The sequence below is a fragment of the Streptomyces sp. Ru73 genome (genome assembly GCF_002920575.1).
Taxonomy (GTDB): Bacteria; Actinomycetota; Actinomycetes; order Streptomycetales; family Streptomycetaceae; genus Streptomyces.
Map to the genome: position 1 here is coordinate 16,010 of NZ_PQSQ01000047.1, position 15,321 is coordinate 31,330.

The 15,321-nt window shown below is 73.7% G+C and carries 15 protein-coding genes; 4 read left to right on the forward strand and 11 right to left on the reverse strand.

What is annotated here, in order from left to right; genetic code table 11:
* Window positions 1-77: 77 nt before the first annotated feature.
* Complete coding sequence (locus tag C3486_RS20485) at window positions 78-1,031, forward strand: ribokinase (protein WP_258052893.1); 954 nt, start codon at window positions 78-80, stop codon at window positions 1,029-1,031.
* Window positions 1,032-1,041: 10 nt separating this feature from the next.
* Here the strand turns inward: C3486_RS20485 and C3486_RS20490 are convergent, their stop codons facing one another.
* The 5 genes from C3486_RS20490 to C3486_RS20510 form a co-directional block, all read right to left on the reverse strand.
* Complete coding sequence (locus C3486_RS20490) at window positions 1,042-1,953, reverse strand: ornithine cyclodeaminase family protein (RefSeq protein WP_103834192.1); 912 nt, start codon at window positions 1,951-1,953, stop codon at window positions 1,042-1,044.
* Window positions 1,950-3,314, reverse strand: a complete 1,365-nt coding sequence (locus tag C3486_RS20495; RefSeq protein ID WP_103834193.1) for a nitrilase-related carbon-nitrogen hydrolase — start codon at window positions 3,312-3,314, stop codon at window positions 1,950-1,952. Before C3486_RS20495 ends, C3486_RS20490 begins: the two co-directional genes overlap by 4 nt.
* On the reverse strand, window positions 3,311-4,627 hold the full coding sequence (locus C3486_RS20500) for a pyroglutamyl peptidase (RefSeq protein WP_103834194.1): 1,317 nt from the start codon (window positions 4,625-4,627) through the stop codon (window positions 3,311-3,313). Before C3486_RS20500 ends, C3486_RS20495 begins: the two co-directional genes overlap by 4 nt.
* 90 nt (window positions 4,628-4,717) lie before the next feature.
* Complete coding sequence (locus C3486_RS20505) at window positions 4,718-5,767, reverse strand: aldose epimerase family protein (RefSeq protein ID WP_103834195.1); 1,050 nt, start codon at window positions 5,765-5,767, stop codon at window positions 4,718-4,720.
* Window positions 5,768-5,808: 41 nt separating this feature from the next.
* Window positions 5,809-6,732, reverse strand: coding sequence for an SGNH/GDSL hydrolase family protein (locus C3486_RS20510; protein ID WP_103834196.1), 924 nt, complete (start codon window positions 6,730-6,732; stop codon window positions 5,809-5,811).
* Between the two features lie 325 nt (window positions 6,733-7,057).
* On the opposite strand from C3486_RS20510, the gene C3486_RS20515 reads away from it, so the two are divergent.
* The gene (locus C3486_RS20515) at window positions 7,058-7,552 is read left to right on the forward strand and encodes a DUF3145 domain-containing protein (RefSeq protein WP_103834197.1); all 495 of its coding nucleotides are present in this window, start codon (window positions 7,058-7,060) and stop codon (window positions 7,550-7,552) included.
* Window positions 7,549-8,490 carry an NAD(P)-dependent oxidoreductase gene (locus tag C3486_RS20520; RefSeq protein WP_258052897.1) on the forward strand — a complete coding sequence of 314 codons (942 nt, stop codon included), beginning with the start codon at window positions 7,549-7,551 and terminating at the stop codon, window positions 8,488-8,490. Before C3486_RS20515 ends, C3486_RS20520 begins: the two co-directional genes overlap by 4 nt.
* Before the next feature lie 75 nt (window positions 8,491-8,565).
* Here the strand turns inward: C3486_RS20520 and C3486_RS20525 are convergent, their stop codons facing one another.
* The 5 genes from C3486_RS20525 to C3486_RS20545 form a co-directional block, all read right to left on the reverse strand.
* Window positions 8,566-9,846, reverse strand: a complete 1,281-nt coding sequence (locus tag C3486_RS20525) for a beta-ketoacyl synthase (protein ID WP_103834199.1) — start codon at window positions 9,844-9,846, stop codon at window positions 8,566-8,568.
* A gap of 76 nt (window positions 9,847-9,922) precedes the next feature.
* Complete coding sequence (locus C3486_RS20530; RefSeq protein WP_103834200.1) at window positions 9,923-10,171, reverse strand: acyl carrier protein; 249 nt, start codon at window positions 10,169-10,171, stop codon at window positions 9,923-9,925.
* Between the two features lie 102 nt (window positions 10,172-10,273).
* The gene (locus C3486_RS20535) at window positions 10,274-11,320 is read right to left on the reverse strand and encodes a ketoacyl-ACP synthase III (RefSeq protein WP_103834201.1); all 1,047 of its coding nucleotides are present in this window, start codon (window positions 11,318-11,320) and stop codon (window positions 10,274-10,276) included.
* 14 nt (window positions 11,321-11,334) lie between these two features.
* Window positions 11,335-12,291, reverse strand: a complete 957-nt coding sequence (locus C3486_RS20540) for an ACP S-malonyltransferase (RefSeq protein ID WP_103834202.1) — start codon at window positions 12,289-12,291, stop codon at window positions 11,335-11,337.
* Between the two features lie 89 nt (window positions 12,292-12,380).
* Window positions 12,381-13,565 carry a CdaR family transcriptional regulator gene (locus C3486_RS20545; protein WP_103834203.1) on the reverse strand — a complete coding sequence of 395 codons (1,185 nt, stop codon included), beginning with the start codon at window positions 13,563-13,565 and terminating at the stop codon, window positions 12,381-12,383.
* Window positions 13,566-13,734: 169 nt separating this feature from the next.
* Here C3486_RS20545 and C3486_RS20550 point away from each other — a divergent pair, with 169 nt between their 5' ends.
* A complete protein-coding gene (locus C3486_RS20550; protein WP_258052894.1) occupies window positions 13,735-14,427 on the forward strand; it encodes a pirin family protein in 693 nt (230 codons plus the stop codon).
* A gap of 13 nt (window positions 14,428-14,440) precedes the next feature.
* Here C3486_RS20550 and C3486_RS20555 read toward each other — a convergent pair whose 3' ends face one another.
* Window positions 14,441-15,265: a serine hydrolase gene (locus tag C3486_RS20555; RefSeq protein WP_103834204.1), complete on the reverse strand. Its 825-nt coding sequence runs from the start codon at window positions 15,263-15,265 to the stop codon at window positions 14,441-14,443.
* Window positions 15,266-15,321: the final 56 nt, after the last annotated feature.

A 15,321-nucleotide genomic window follows, 5' to 3' on the forward strand; every position in this document is an offset into this window, starting at 1 on the left:
TGACCGCGGCACGGCAGCAGGACCCGGGCGGCGGCACACCGCGGCCCGGCAGTGAACGAAGAATGGATACGGCGGACGTGGACGCACACAACGACGACCACAGCGAGGGTCACGGCCACAACGACGGCCACGGCTACGACGTACTGGTGGTGGGCTCGGCCAACGCCGACCTGACGGTCCGGGTGGACCGGCGGCCGGACGCGGGCGAGACCGTGCTCGGTACGGACCTGGTCGAGTCGGCGGGCGGCAAGGGCGCCAACCAGGCCGCCGCCGCTGCCCGGCTCGGCGGCCGGGTGGCGCTGCTGGCCCGGATCGGCGGCGACTCCTACGGCGAGCTGCTGATGGACGCCCAGCGCGCGGCCGGTACGGACGTCACGCACGTCATCGTCGACCCGGAGGCCCGCACCGGCACCGCGATGATCATCGTGGGCGCGGACGGCGACAACAGCATCGTCGTCTCGCTCGGTGCCAACGCGGCGCTCGGCCCCGAGGACATCGCCGCGGCCCGCGAGGTGATCGCGGGCGCCGCCGTGGTCTCCCTCCAGCTCGAGATCCCGATGGAGTCCGTGGCGGCCACGTCCGCCGTGGCACGCGAGGCCGGCACCCGCGTCGTCCTCAACCCCTCCCCGGCGCCCGAGCGCCTCGCCCCCGAGCTGCTCGCCGCCGCCGACCCGCTGGTGGTCAACGAGCACGAGGCACGCCGGATCTCCGGCGCGGCGGACGGCGGACCGGCCGACTGGGCCCGCGCGCTGCGCGAACTCGGCGCCCGCTCGGTCGTCGTCACCCTCGGCGGCGACGGCGCGTACGTCCTGGACGCGGACGGGGAAGCGGCCGTACCGGGCGTCAAGGTGACGGCCGTGGACACCACCGGCGCGGGCGACGCCTTCACCGGTGCCCTCGCCACCCGCCTCGCGCGCGGCGAGTCCCTGGCCACGGCAGCGCGCTACGCCGTGCGCGTCGGCGCCGCCGCCGTCACCAAGCCCGGCGCCCAGCCCTCCTACCCGACGCCGGACGAACTCCCGGCAGGCTGAGCCGGTCCGCTCAGGGCCGTACCGCCGCCAGCTCCGCCGCCACCGCGACCTCCGTACCGGCGAGGCCCACCGAGGAGAACAGGGTGATCCGGCCGGCGGCGGCGCGGCCCGGCGCCTCGCCCGCCAGCACGGCGCCCAGCTCGACCGCGGCGGCCGGGTCGATGAGGTGGTCCGGGCCGTACGCCGCCGTCTGCGCCCGCGAGTCCGTGACGACCACGTCCGCGCGGGCGATCAGCTCCGGCGGCAGCTCGGACCCCGTACGCATCTTGGTGCCGAGGGTGGATATCAGGGTGCCGGGCGCGATCCAGTCCGCCTCCAGGACGGGGGAGCGGCTGGAGGTCGCGGTGATCACGACGTCCCGGTCGCGCACCGCGGCCTCGGCGGTCGGGGCCGCCACCGCCGGAATGCCCAGCTCGGCGCTGACCCGCGCCACGAAAGCGCGCACCCGCTCCGGGCGGCGCGCGAACACCGCCACCTCGGCCGGCCGGCGCACGGCCGCCAGCGCCCACAGCTGCGCGTACGCCTGGGTGCCCGCGCCGATCACGCCCAGCCGGGCCGCGTCGGGCCGGGCCAGCGCGTCGACCGCCACCGCGCCGATCGCGCCCGTGCGCCGCGGACCCAGCTCCCGGCCGTGCACCACGGCGAGCAGCGCGCCCGACGCGCTGTCCCAGACGGCGACCAGCTGCTCGCCGCCACGGGTGTCGTAGGCGCGGAAGCCGTGCCGGGCGGCGGACGCCTCGGCGCCCGCGGTGAACACCAGGTCCCGGTCGCCCACCGGGGCCGCCAGCCGGGCCGGTGCCGCCAGCTCCTTGCGGTGGTGGGCGAGGAGCGCACGGCGCACCGCCGCCACCGCCGTCCCCGCGTCCAGCCGCGCCCGCACCTCCTCGTCACCGATCAGCAGCGGCGTGCCGTCCCGTGTCATGCGCTCAGCTCCTTCGGGCCGTACAGGCAGTGGTCCGCACCGGTCATCACTGCCCAGTACCGGTCGCCGTACGACCAGTGCCACCACTCCGTGGGGTAGTTGACCAGGCCCGCACCGGAGAGCGCGGCGCCCAGTATCCGGCGGTGGGCGCGGGCCTCCGGGCTCAGTCCGGGCGCGTGGGTGAAGCAGGCGCCGCGGCTCTCCTCCGGGTCGGCGTTCAGCCGCGTCCCCATGTCCAGCTCCGTGCCGCCGGCCGTGGTCAGCAGCAGGTCCACCGCGCCGCCCGCGCTGTGCGGCGCGATCTCCGGCGGGGAGACGTACCGGCTCGCGGCGTCCCGGAGGCGCGCGGGCGGCCACTCCGGATGCGCGGCCCGCAACTCATCGGCGTACTCCTCGAAGTAGCGGCGCTGCAGGGCCGGCGGGCGGTACCCCTCCGCCACCCGCAGCCGCAGGCCGTCGGGCAGCGCCTCCTGCGCGCGCAGCAGCCGCTCCACCACGCCGGCCCGCAGGTGCGCGAAGGCGCCCGCCGGGTCCTCGCGGACATCGGAGACCAGCAGCTCCGGCGCCGCCGTCCGCACGTCGACCAGCGGCTCACCGCACTCCACGACCGGCACCGCCGCCACCGCCGGGTCCGACATCAGCGTGATCCGCTCCCGCAGGTCGGCGCAGGCGAGGCCGGGCCGGTCGGCCGCGTCCGCGAGCCGGCCGGCGTCCGGGGACCACGCGCCGCTCAGTCCGCAGGCGGGGCCCGGGCTGCCGGGGCCCAGGCCGTTGGCCAGCACCACGTGCATGCCGTACTCCCGGGCGCCCTTGGCGTACCCCAGGGCCACCCGCTCGGGATCGCTGTGGAACGCGCTCGCCAGCAGCACCCCGCAGCCGTCCGCCGCGGCCCGCTCCCACACCTCCGCATGCGCGGTGTCGTAGCACGTGGCCAGTGCGATGCGGAGACCGCCGTGCGTGAACCGGCCGTCCGTGCGGCCCGGCGTGAAGACCGCCTTCTCCGGGCCGTACAGATGGCGCTTGTCGTAGCGGGTCAGCAGCGCGCCGTCCGGGCCGTAGACGTACGACGTCAGGGCCGGGCCGCCGTCCTCGGCGGGCGCCGGGCAGTTGACCACGGCGGCGGTGCCCGTCGCCCGGCAGGCGGCCCTGACCGGCGCGAGAACCGGGTCGCCGGCGGCGTACGCGAACCGCTCCGGCGCCGCGGCGATGCCGTCCAGCTCATACCCCGTCAGGGCCAGCTCGGCGAAGACGACGAGGCCGGCGCCGCGCTCGGCGGCCTCGGTGACCAGGCCGGCCATCCGCGCGGCGTTGGCGGCGGGGTCCAGCGGGACGGGGGTGAACTGCGCTGCTGCGACGATCATTTGCCCATCATGCACCCGCCCACTGACATCCGGCACTCGGCCGCCGTCCGCACCAGCTCCCGCACCTGGCCGACGATGGCCACCCGGTTGCGGACGAAGGCAGGGTCGGTGACCGTGCCGGTCTTCGGGTCGGTGTTGCCGGGGCCGAACTCCAGCACCGGCGTGTGCAGATGGCCGCCCGGCAGGGACGGGGCCACCGCGTCCCGCAGCAGCGTGGCCCGGTAGGCGATCTCGTTGGAGAGGTAGTTGCCGCCGCCGCCCGCGCGCGCCGTGGACCCGGGAGTCGGCCCGTCCGGACGCTTCACGGGCTCGGTGCCGCCCGCCGGGATCTCGGTGACCTCGGTGTGGTCGTACACCGGGTACGGCCCCGTGCCGGCGTGCGTCAGCGCTTCGTAGGGCAGCGTCGTACGCGTCCACTGGGGCTGCGGACGGACCGTCGGCACGCCGCGCGCGATCGGCACCGTCTCCGTGCGCGACTCCCGCGCGTTGTCCGGGTAGCCGCCCCGCCAGGCCCCGTTGGTGCGCTCCACGTCGAAGCGGCCCGGGCTGCCCTGGCTCACCGTGGTGAAGAGATCGACCTGGCGCGGCCCGGGACGGAAGTGCGGCAGCAGCGTGTGCTCCACCGTGCCGGCGGCGAAGTCCGACCAGCGCACCGGGAAGACCGCGGTCTCGATCCGTACGGTCCGCCCCGAGGGCGTGCGCAGCGTCGTCCCGTCCAGCGCGAGCGCCGCGGCCCCCGAGGGGTTGCTGCGCCGCGGGTCCGCGTCCAGCTGGAACGGGTCGAAGCCGGTCACCACGACACGGGTCACGCGGCGGCCCGCCGGCAGGTCGATGGAGTCCTCGCCCCGGGAGGCGCGCTCCAGCGCCCCGGAGAGCGCAGCGCGCCGCTCCTCGGACAGCTCGAAGGACGGCTCCCAGGTACGCAGCGCCCGGGTCAGCTCCAGCCGCGCCCAGTACAGCGGCCGGTCGTCGTCCCTGCTGAGGTCACCGCCCGCCGGGCCGCGCCCCTGCACCCGGTCGACGGCCCGGTCCCACAGCGCACGCCCGGCCCGTTCGACGTACCGTTTCGCCGCCCCGTACGACCGGGTGGCGGCCAGCCCCCGTGCGAACCGAGGCCCGGCGTCGTCGAATCCGCTGCGGCGCAGTATCTCCCGCGGCGCCTCCAGGGCGAGCCGCTGCTCCTCCACGGCGACGGGGGACGGGCCCGTGTCCGGTGCCCGGTCGCGGGCGGCGGCCGGGGCGGTCAGGGCCAGCGGGAGCGCGGTGGCCAGTGCGGTGCCGAGGGCGAGGAGTCCGGTACGTATGTGTCTCATGGGGCGAGTAAAGCGGGCGGGGCCACTGTGCCGGTAGGGGGCAACCGGCCGCCCGTGGCCGCACCGGAGCAGGCCACCCGCCCCCGAGGACTACGCCTCCACCCCGAACCCGTACACCGTCCGCGACCGGAACACCTGCCCCGGGCGCAGCACCGTGCCGGGGAAGTCGGGCCGGTTGGGGGAGTCGGGGAAGTGCTGCGTCTCCAGGGCGATGCCGGCGCCCGCCACGTAGGGGCGCCCGGTGGTGCCCGCATACGTGCCGTCCAGGTGCTCGGCCGTGTAGAGCTGCACGCCCGGCTCCGTCGTGGAGAGCCGGACGGTGCGCCCGGAGGCGGGGTCGGACAGCTCGGCCACCGGGCGCGGCGCGGGCGGCTCCTCGGAGGGCGCGCCGATCGTCCCGGCGCCGTCACCCACCACGAAGGTGTGGTCGTACCCGCGGCCGACGGTGCGCCGTGCGCGGAAGTCGAAGCGGGTGCCGGTGACCGGGGCCGGCGGCCCGGTGGGGACGCCCGTGCCGTCCACCGGGAGGTAGTGGTCGGCGGCCATCCGGAGCCGGTGCGTCCCGGCGCCGCCGCTGCCGTCCCCGCTGAGGTTGAAATACGTGTGGTTGGTGAGGTTGACGACGGTCGGCGCGTCCGAGGTGGCGCGGTAGTCGCAGGTGAGCTCGCCGGCCGCGGAGAGGGTGTACCGGACGCGCACGTCCACGGCCCCGGGGAAGCCCTCCTCGCCGTCCGCCGAGACGCGCCGCAGCTCCACCCCGTCCGGGCACGGCGCGGCGTCCCACACGGCGGTGGAGAAGTTCGCGACGCCGCCGTGCAGGCAGTTCGGCCCGTCGTTGGCGGGCAGCGCGTACCGCTTGCCGTCCAGGGTGAAGGCCGCGCCCCCGATGCGGTTCGCGTACCGCCCGACGAGCGCCCCGAAGTACGACTCGCCGTGCGCCTCGTACCCGGCGAGGTCCGGGAAGCCGAGGACGGTCTCGCCCCGCTCGCCGTGCCGGCCGGGCGTCTCGATGCTCTGCACGATGCCGCCGTACGTCAGGATCCGTACGCGTACTGCGCCTGCTTCGAGTGTCCAGCGGTGGACGATACTGCCGTTTTTCGAGGTGCCGAAGGGTTCTCCGGCGACGTGCGTCGCGCTCATGCGGCGAGCCTAAGCCCGCGCGCGGCCGTCCCCGTGCCGGGTCAGCCGCGGCCCTCGGGGCGCGTCACGGTGCGGTAGGCCATCTCGGCCAGTTCGCGCTGGCCCCGTTTGCTCGGGTGGAACCAGTCCCATTCGCTCAACTCGCGCCCGGTGAAGCGGTAGTCGAAAACGGCCTGGTCGAACCGGCAGCGGCGGTCCTTCTCGCACTCCTCGCGCAGCGCCTTGTTGTACGCCTCCACCTGGTCCCGCACCGCCACCCTGCGCGCGTCGGCGGCGGGCGAGAGGTCGTCGGCGCCGCGCAGCATCGACTGGCAGATCCCGAGCCGCCAGATCTGCTTGCCCACCGGGTTCTCGCGGCCCTGGGACCACAGCCGCATCAGGTCGGGCACCGCCGCGACATAGATCTGCGTCTTGGGCAGGGCCTGCCGCAGCTTCTGCAGGGACGTCCGGAAACCGGCGCGGAATTCGGCCGTCGACGTCATGGCGGAGGCGTTGTTGCGGCAGGCGTCGTTGGCGCCGATGAGGATCGTGACGAGTTCGGGTTTGTGCGGAACCGCGCGGTCGATCTGGCGCGGCAGGTCGGCCATCAGCGCTCCGGTCCGCGCGTAGTTCCAGGCGTGCCCGGAACCCTTCGTGACCAGGCGGCTCGCCAGGCTGCGCACGGCGGGGTCGGTGCCTGTCGCCCATGAGGCGGACGTGCAGTCGGCGAGCAGCCCGCAGGCGTCGAACCCGGCCGTTATCGAGTCACCGAGGGCGGCCACGGAGTCCGGACGGGTGTCCCAAACCCGTGTGGGGGAGGCGTGCGGACGGGCCGGTTCCGTGCGGCCGCGCGCACCTGGGGAGTTGTCGTCACCGGAGCCGGAACCGCAGGCCGTGGCGGTGAGGAGGAGGGCGGCGGCGAGCGCTGCGGGCAGTGTTACCGGCCGCCGGCGGGGGCGTCCGGCGGCCCAGTCGATCTTTGCCATCCCCTGTCCCCCTCCGACGTGCGAGTGATATCTCTTCCGTGAGCGACGGTACGTCACTCCTCGGCGGTCACCGCGCGGTAGCCTCGCCCCGTGGCCGTCGGGCGGCGACCCGAAGGAGTAGCGCACTCCGTACGAACAAATTACAACACGTCATTTCCTGTCCCTTTTGTGGCGAATTGAGCCCCATGGTGTTTACTGTAGGTAACCTTGCGTGCTGGTGCCGAAGTGATCATTGGGGCAGAATGTCAGCAGCTGTCCCGGCCGCGACCGGAACGGGCACGAGGCCGCTGGGGAAGGCGAACCTCGAACCGTACTGGAGGTCCCGGTGACGACACGTGGAGTTCTGTACGTCCACTCCGCTCCGCGCGCGCTGTGCCCGCACGTCGAATGGGCCGTCGCGGGCGTCCTCGGCGTGCGCGTCAATCTCGACTGGATCCGCCAGCCCGCCTCACCCGGCACCTGGCGCGCCGAGTTCTCCTGGCAGGGTGAGTCCGGCACCGCCTCCAAGCTCGCCTCGGCGCTGCGCGGCTGGCACCTCCTGCGCTTCGAAGTGACCGCCGAGCCGTGCGCCGCGGCCGAGGGCGAGCGCTACAGCTCCACCCCCGAGCTGGGCATCTTCCACGCCGTCACGGGCATCCACGGCGACATCCTGATCCCCGAGGACCGGCTGCGGGCCGCGCTGGCCCGCTCGGCGCGCGGCGAGACCGACCTGGAGGCCGAGGTCGCAAGGCTCCTCGGCAAGCCCTGGGACGACGAGTTGGAGCCCTTCCGGTACGCGGGCGAGGGCGCCCCGGTGCGCTGGCTGCACCAGGTCGTCTGACGCCCGGCCGGGCAGCGCGTCGTTTCCTTCGAGCGCGCTCCAGCGCCTACCGTGCGGGCATGGCTGACAACACCTCAGTGGCGGTGCTCGGCACCGGAATCATGGGCGCGGCGATGGCCCGCAACCTCGCCAGGGCGGGCCTGGAGGTCCGGGTGTGGAACCGCACCCGCGCCAAGGCCGAACCGCTCGCCGAGGACGGCGCGCGCGTCACGGACACCCCGGCCGAGGCCGTGGCGGGCGCCGACGTCGTCCTGACGATGCTGCACGACGGCCCGGCGGCCCTGGAGACGCTGCGTGCCGCCGGCAGCGCGCTCGGCCCCGGCACGGTCTGGGCGCAGTGCACCACCGCCGGCATCGAGGCGCTCGGGGAACTCGCCGGCTTCGCCCGGGACCACGGCCTGGTCTTCGTCGACGCGCCCGTCCTGGGCACCAAGCAGCCCGCGGAGGCGGGGCAGCTGGTCGTCCTCGCGGCCGGCCCCGGCGCCGCCAGGGAACTGCTCGCCCCGGTCTTCGAAGCGGTCGGCAGCCGTACGGTCTGGGTCGGCGAGAACGGCGACGAGGGCGCCGCCACCCGCCTGAAGCTGGTCATCAACAGCTGGGTCCTCACCGTCACCCACGGCACCGCCGAAGCGCTGGCGCTCGCCAAGGGGCTCGGCGTCGCCCCGCAGGAGTTCCTGGACGCCGTCGCGGGCGGCCCGCTCGACATGGGCTACCTGCGCGCCAAGACCCAGGCGCTGGTCGACGGCGACCTCGCGCCCAGCTTCCAGACCCGTACCGCGGAGAAGGACGCCCGGCTCATCGTCGAGGCAGGCAAGGCGGCCGGCGTACGCCTGGACGTCGTCGCGGCCGGCGCGGAACGCTTCCGCCGCGCCACGGAACAGGGCCACGGCGACGAGGACATGGCAGCGTCCTACTTCGCGAGCTTCGACGAGAAGTAGGACGCGCGCGGCGCAGCACACGACGAGGCCCGCCCCGGAATCCCGGAGCGGGCCTCGTCACGTACGACGCGTGCGTCAGACCGTACGGAAGGCGAGGACCACGTTGTGGCCGCCGAAGCCGAACGAGTTGTTGATCGCCGCGATCGTGCCCTCGGGCAGCTGCCGCGGCTCGTCGCGCACGATGTCCGCGTCGATCTCCTCGTCGAGATTGTCGACGTTGATCGTCGGCGGGGCCTGACGGTGGTACAGCGAGAGGACCGTCGCGACGGTCTCGATGCCGCCCGCACCGCCCAGCAGGTGGCCGGTCATCGACTTCGTCGCGGAGATCGCGATGTGGTCGACCTCGTCGCCCAGGACCCGGCGCAGCGCCTTGATCTCGGCGACGTCACCCAGCGGCGTGGACGTGGCGTGCGCGTTGAGGTGCGCCAGCTCGGCCGGCTTGAGGTCGGTGTCGTCCAGCAGGTTCTGGACGGCCGCCGCGATGCCGCGGCCGGTCGGCTCCGGCTGCGCGATGTGGTGGCTGTCGGCGGACAGGCCCTGGCCCAGCGCCTCGCAGTACACCCGGGCACCACGCTTGGCGGCGTGCTCGGCCGACTCCAGGATCACCACGCCGGCACCCTCACCGAGGACGAAGCCGTCCCGGGCGGTGTCGTAGGGGCGCGACGCCTTGGTCGGCTCGTCGTTGTTCTTCGACATCGCCATCATGTTGGCGAAGGCGACCAGCGGCAGCGGGTGGATCGCCGCCTCGGTACCGCCCGCGACGACCACGTCGGCACGGCCGGTGCGGATCATCTCGATGGCGTACCCGATGGCCTCGGCACCCGAAGCACAGGCGCTCACCGGGGTGTGCACGCCCGCCTGCGCGCCGACCTCCAGGCCGACGTTGGCGGACGGGCTGTTCGGCATGAGCATCGGCACGGTGTGCGGGGAGACGCGGCGTACGCCCTTCTCCTTCAGCACGTCGTACTGGTCGAGCAGGGTGGTCACGCCGCCGATGCCGGAGGCGATGACGGCGCCCAGGCGCTCGGGCGCGATGACGGCGGAGCCGTCCTCGGCGGTGTCCTCGCCGGCCGGGCCGGTGTACCCGGCGTCGGCCCACGCCTCACGCGCGGCGATCAGCGCGAACTGCGCCGAACGGTCCAGCTTGCGGGCGACGGGACGGGGCAGGACCTGGTCCGGCTCGACGGCCGCGGTGGCGGCCATCCGGACGGGCAGGTCCGCGAAGCGTTCGTCTTCCAGGGGCCGCACGCCGGAGCGGCCCGCCAGCAGACCTTCCCAGGTCGAAGCGGTGTCGCCACCCAGCGGTGTGGTTGCGCCGATACCGGTGACGACCACGGTGCGATTGGTCGCGTTCACGGGAATTCTTGTCTCCACAGGTAGAGGGGTCGAGAATCGACGGCGCCACCGCGGGGTGGCGACACGCGGGCCCGGATCAGGCCTGGTGGTCGAGGATGTACTTGGTGGCGTCGCCGACCGTCTTGAGGTTCTTGACGTCGTCGTCGGGGATCTTGACGTCGAAGCGCTCCTCGGCGGCGACGACGACCTCGACCATGGACAGCGAGTCGACGTCCAGGTCATCGGTGAAGGACTTGTCCAGCTGGACGTCCTCAACGGGGATCCCGGCGATCTCGTTCACGATCTCGGCGAGACCGGCGACGATCTCTTCCTGAGTGGCGGCCATGATGGCGCTCCTTCGGTGTTTTTCGAGTGAAACTGTGCGTTGTGGTGAAGTTCCGTACAGCCGCCGGACCGTCCGGGGACGTCGGCGCTGCGTAGATCTTGCCTAGGGGAGAGTAACGACCGTGGCGGCGTACACGAGACCCGCCCCGAACCCGATCACGAGCGCGGTGTCGCCGCTCTTGGCCTGACCGGTCGCCAGCAGCCGCTCCATCGCGAGCGGAATCGAGGCGGCCGAGGTGTTGCCGGTGGTCTCCACGTCACGGGCGACCGTGACCGACTCGGGCAGCTTGAGCGTCTTCACCATCGAGTCGATGATCCGCATGTTGGCCTGGTGCGGAATGAAGACGTCCAGGTCCTCCGGGGCGACGCCGGCCACGTCCAGGGCCTCCTGGGCGACCTTGGCCATCTCGAAGACCGCCCAGCGGAAGACCGCCTGGCCCTCCTGGGTGATCGCCGGGTAGCGGATCTCCTCCAGGGCCAGCTGGTCGCCGGGGCCGTCGCCGCCGGGCAGCGGCGTACGGCGGTAGACGTCCCAGCCCAGGGTCTGCTTGATGGTCTCGGACTTGTCGCCCTCCGAGCCCCAGACGGTCGGGCCGATCGCCGGCTCCTCCGACGGGCCCACGACCACGGCGCCCGCACCGTCACCGAAGAGGAACGCCGTCGCGCGGTCCTCCAGGTCGGTCAGGTCCGACAGCCGCTCCACGCCGATGACCAGCACGTACTCGGCCGAGCCCTCGGTGACCATGCCCTTGGCGAGGGTCAGGCCGTACCCGAAGCCCGCGCAGCCCGCGGAGATGTCGAACGCGGCCGGCTTGCCGGCACCGATGCGGTGCGCGATCTCCGTGGCCACGGCCGGGGTCTGCTTGAAGTGCGAGACCGTCGAGACGATCACGCCGCCGATCTGCTCCGGCGAGAGACCCGCATCGGCGATCGCCTTGCCCGCGGCCTCCACCGACATCGCCGCGACCGTCTCCTCGGGGCCGGCCCAGTGCCGGGTGGCGATGCCCGAGCGCGACCGGATCCACTCGTCGGACGAGTCGATGTACTTGAGGATCTCCTCGTTCGGCACGACACGGGTCGGGCGGTAGCCGCCGACACCCATGATGCGCGCGTACGGGGCGCCCTGCGCGGGCTTGATCTTCGAGGTCATGCTCTTCGGTCTCCTTATCCGGCCGAGTTCTCGGCAGCGGGAGAAGCGTGCTCGGCGATCAGCTCACGGGCCGCGTCGAGGTCCTCCGGCGTCTTCAGCGCGAGGGTCTTCACACCCGGCAGCGCACGCTTGGCCAGACCCACCAGGGTGCCGCCGGGAGCCGCCTCGATCATGGCGGTGACGCCCAGCTCCTTGAAGGTCTCCATGCACAGGTCCCAGCGCACCGGGTTGGCCACCTGGCCCACCAGGCGCTCCACGACGTCCTGGCCCGAGGCCACGGCCGCGCCGTCCTTGTTCGAGACGTACCGGGTGTGCGGGTCGGCGGCGGACAGCTCCGCCACCGCGGCCTCCAGCGCGGACACCGCGGGGGCCATGTGCACCGTGTGGAACGCGCCGGCCACCTTCAGCGGGACGACCCGCCGGGTGCCCTCCGGCTTGTCCTCGGCCAGCGCGGCCAGCTGCTCGGCGGTGCCGGCGGCCACGATCTGGCCGGCGCCGTTCACGTTCGCCGGGGTCAGGCCCAGCTTCTCCAGATGCGGCAGCACGACGTCCGGCTCGCCGCCCAGCAGGGCCGACATGCCGGTCTCGGTGACGGCAGCGGCCTCGGCCATGGCCAGACCGCGCTTGCGTACGAGACCCATCGCGGCCTCGTCCGGCAGCACGCCGGTCAGCGCGGCGGCGGCCAGCTCACCGACGCTGTGGCCGGCGGCGGCGCCGACGCGGGCCGCGAACTCCTCGGGCGACGCGAACAGCTGCCGCGCGGAGATCAGGGCCGAGGCGACCAGCAGCGGCTGGGCGACGGCGGTGTCGCGGATCTCCTCCGCGTCCGCCTTCGTGCCGTAGTGGACCAGGTCCAGGCCGATGGCGTCGGACCAGGCACGGAGCCGGTCCTCGACACCGGGAAGGTCGAGCCAGGGGGTCAGGAAGCCGGGCGTCTGAGCGCCTTGGCCGGGAGCGACGAGTACGAGCACCCTCACACTCTCTCTTGTGGGAGGTCCCGCCCGCCCGTGGGGACAGGGACGAAGAACCATCGGGGTAATTGTTGGTGTCCGACAAAAGCTTAGGGCTGCGCCTCACCGTCGGCCAGACGCCCCAGGATGAGGGCGATACGCAAGGTGAACGCCGAGCGGACATCGGACGGCGACCATCCGGTGACGTCGGTCACACGTCGCAGCCGGTAGCGCACGGTGTTGGGGTGCACGAAGAGCATCCGCGCCGCCCCCTCCAGGCTGCTCGCCTGCTCGAGATAAACGCTCAGCGTCTCCAGGAGAGCACTGCCCGCTTCCTCCAGTGGTCTGTAGATCTCCTCCACCAGCTGGTCGCGCGCCGCCGGGTCACCGGCCATCGCGCGCTCCGGCAGCAGATCATCGGCCAGCACAGGCCGCGGCGCGTCCGGCCACGCCGCGCACGCCTTCAGACCCGCAGCGGCGGCCTGCGCCGAGCGCGTCGCCGCCAGCAGGTCCGAGACCACCGGGCCCGCCACCACAGGGCCCGCGGCGAACGGCCCGATCAGCGCCTTCGCCGCCTTCAGCGGCTCGTCCGAACCGCCCGCGATCACCACCAGCCGCGACCCGAGCACCCCCGTCAGGACCTGCAGCTTCGCGTGCCGCGCCGCCCGCCGGATCGCCTCCACCGTCAGCTCGCTGTCCCCGTCCGGCGCCGTACCCAGCACCACGGCCACATGCTCCGGGGAGTTCCAGCCCAGCGCCGCCGCCCGGGACACCGCGCCCTCGTCCGCCTCACCGGACAGCACCGCGTTGACCACCAGCGACTCCAGCCGCGCGTCCCACGCACCCCGCGCCTCCGCGGCCTGCGCGTACACCTGCGCCGTCGCGAACGCGATCTCCCGCGCGTACACCAGCAGCGCCTCACGCAGCACCGACTCGTCACCCGGAGCGGCGACGTCGTCGATCGCCGTCTCCATGACCTCGATCGTGGTGCGCACCATCTCCACGGTCTGCCGCAGCGTGATCGCGCGGGTCAGCTCGCGCGGCGCCGTACCGAAGACGTCCGTGGAGATCGCCTGCGGGGTCTCCGGATGCCGGAACCACTCGGTGAAGGCCGCGATGCCCGCCTGCGCCACCAGGCCGATCCACGACCGGTTCTCCGGCGGCATCGCCCGGTACCACGGCAGCGTCTCGTCCATGCGGGCGATGGCATGGGCCGCGAGCTTGCCGGAGGACTTCTCCAGCCGGCGCAGGGTCGCGGAGTGCGGGTGGGCGTCGTGCGATGCGGGTTCAGACACGAGGACAAGCCTGCCTCATCGGGGCGGGGTGATGGCGCGGTGGGGCTACGGTGGCCGAATGCTGTGTTGCCCCGGAGGCGCCGCCGACGTGCGCCGCGCCGCCGCGGGCACGACCGCCGGCCGGGGGCCGGACGGACCGGAGCGAAACGGAACGGGAGGCGGATTTCCGGTGATCGAGGTGCGCAGAGCCGACGAGCGCTACCCGGGCGGCGACCCGGAGACCGGCATCACGACCCGGCACGCCTTCTCCTTCGGCCACCACTACGACCCCGGCAACATCCGGTTCGGCGCGCTCCTCGCCTGCAACGAGGAACGGCTCGCGCCCGGCGCCGGCTTCGACGAACACCCGCACAGCAACACCGAGATCGTCACCTGGGTCGTCGAGGGCGAACTGACCCACCGCGACTCCACCGGCCACGAGACGCTGGTCAGGCCCGGCGACGTACAGCGCCTCAGCTCCGCCGGCGGCGTACGGCACGTCGAGCGCAACGACGGCACCGCACCGCTGTGCTTCGTCCAGATGTGGCTGGCCCCCACCGCCTTCGGCGGCGAACCGGACTACGAAGTGGTACGCGGCATCGCCGACGGCACCCCGTACGCCGTGCCGCGCGCCGACGCCATGCTGCACGTACGGCGGCTCGCGGCCGGCGACCGCACCGCCGTACCGGACGGCCCACGGGTCTACCTGCACGTCGTACGCGGCGCCGTACGCCTCGGCGACGCCCTCACCGACGGCGGCCAGACGCTCCTGGAGGCGGGCGACGCGGCGCGCGTCACCGACGCCGAGGAACTGGAGCTGACCGCCGAGTCGGCAGCGGAATGCCTGATGTGGGAGATGCCGGCGGAGCCGGCGTACGGCTGACCCGGCGACGGGCTCAGGCGGCCCGCAGGTCCGCCAGCACCGCGTCCGTGAAGGGCGGCCACGCCTCGATCGCCCACGGGCCGAACGGCCGGTCCGCCAGCGCCGCACACGCGGCACCCGCGTCCGGATCCACCCACAGGAACGTGCCGGCCTGCCCGAAGTGCCCGAACGTACGCGGCGAGGACCCCTCACCCGTCCAGTGCGGCGCCTTGCCGTCCCGGATCTCGAAGCCCAGCCCCCAGTCGTTCGGCTTCTGGTTGCCGTACCCCGGCAGCACGCCCGACAGCCCCGGGAAGACCACCGACGTCGCCTCCGCCAGCGTCTCCCGCGCCAGCAGCCGCGGCGCCAGCAGCTCGGCGCCGAACCGCGCCAGATCGGCGGCGGTCGACACCGCGTCCTTCGCCGGGGAGCCGCCGGCCGGCAGCTCCGTCGCCGTCATGCCCAGCGGATCGAGCACGGCCTCCCGCAGGTACTCCGGGAACGGAATGTCCGTGGCCTTCGCCAGATGCTCGCCCAGCGCCTCGAAACCGGCGTTGGAGTAGATCCGGCGGGTACCCGGCGCCGCCATCACCCGGTCCTCGTCGAAGGCGAGCCCCGAGGTGTGCGCGAGCAGATGACGCACTGTGGCGCCGTCGGGCCCGGCCGGCTCGTCCAGCTCGACCGCACCCTCCTCGACGGCCAGCAGCACCGCGTAAGCGGCCAGCGGCTTGGTCACGGAGGCCAGCGCGAAACGGTGCTCCTGCGGCCCGTGCGCGCCCGCCACCGTGCCGTCGGCTCGTACGACGACCGCCGCAGCAGTGTCCACCGGCCAGTTCTCGATCATCCGCAGGCTCTCCATGGCCCCGAGCCTAAGTGATGCCCCACGCGCCCCGGCCCGCGTCCCCCGCCGGCTTC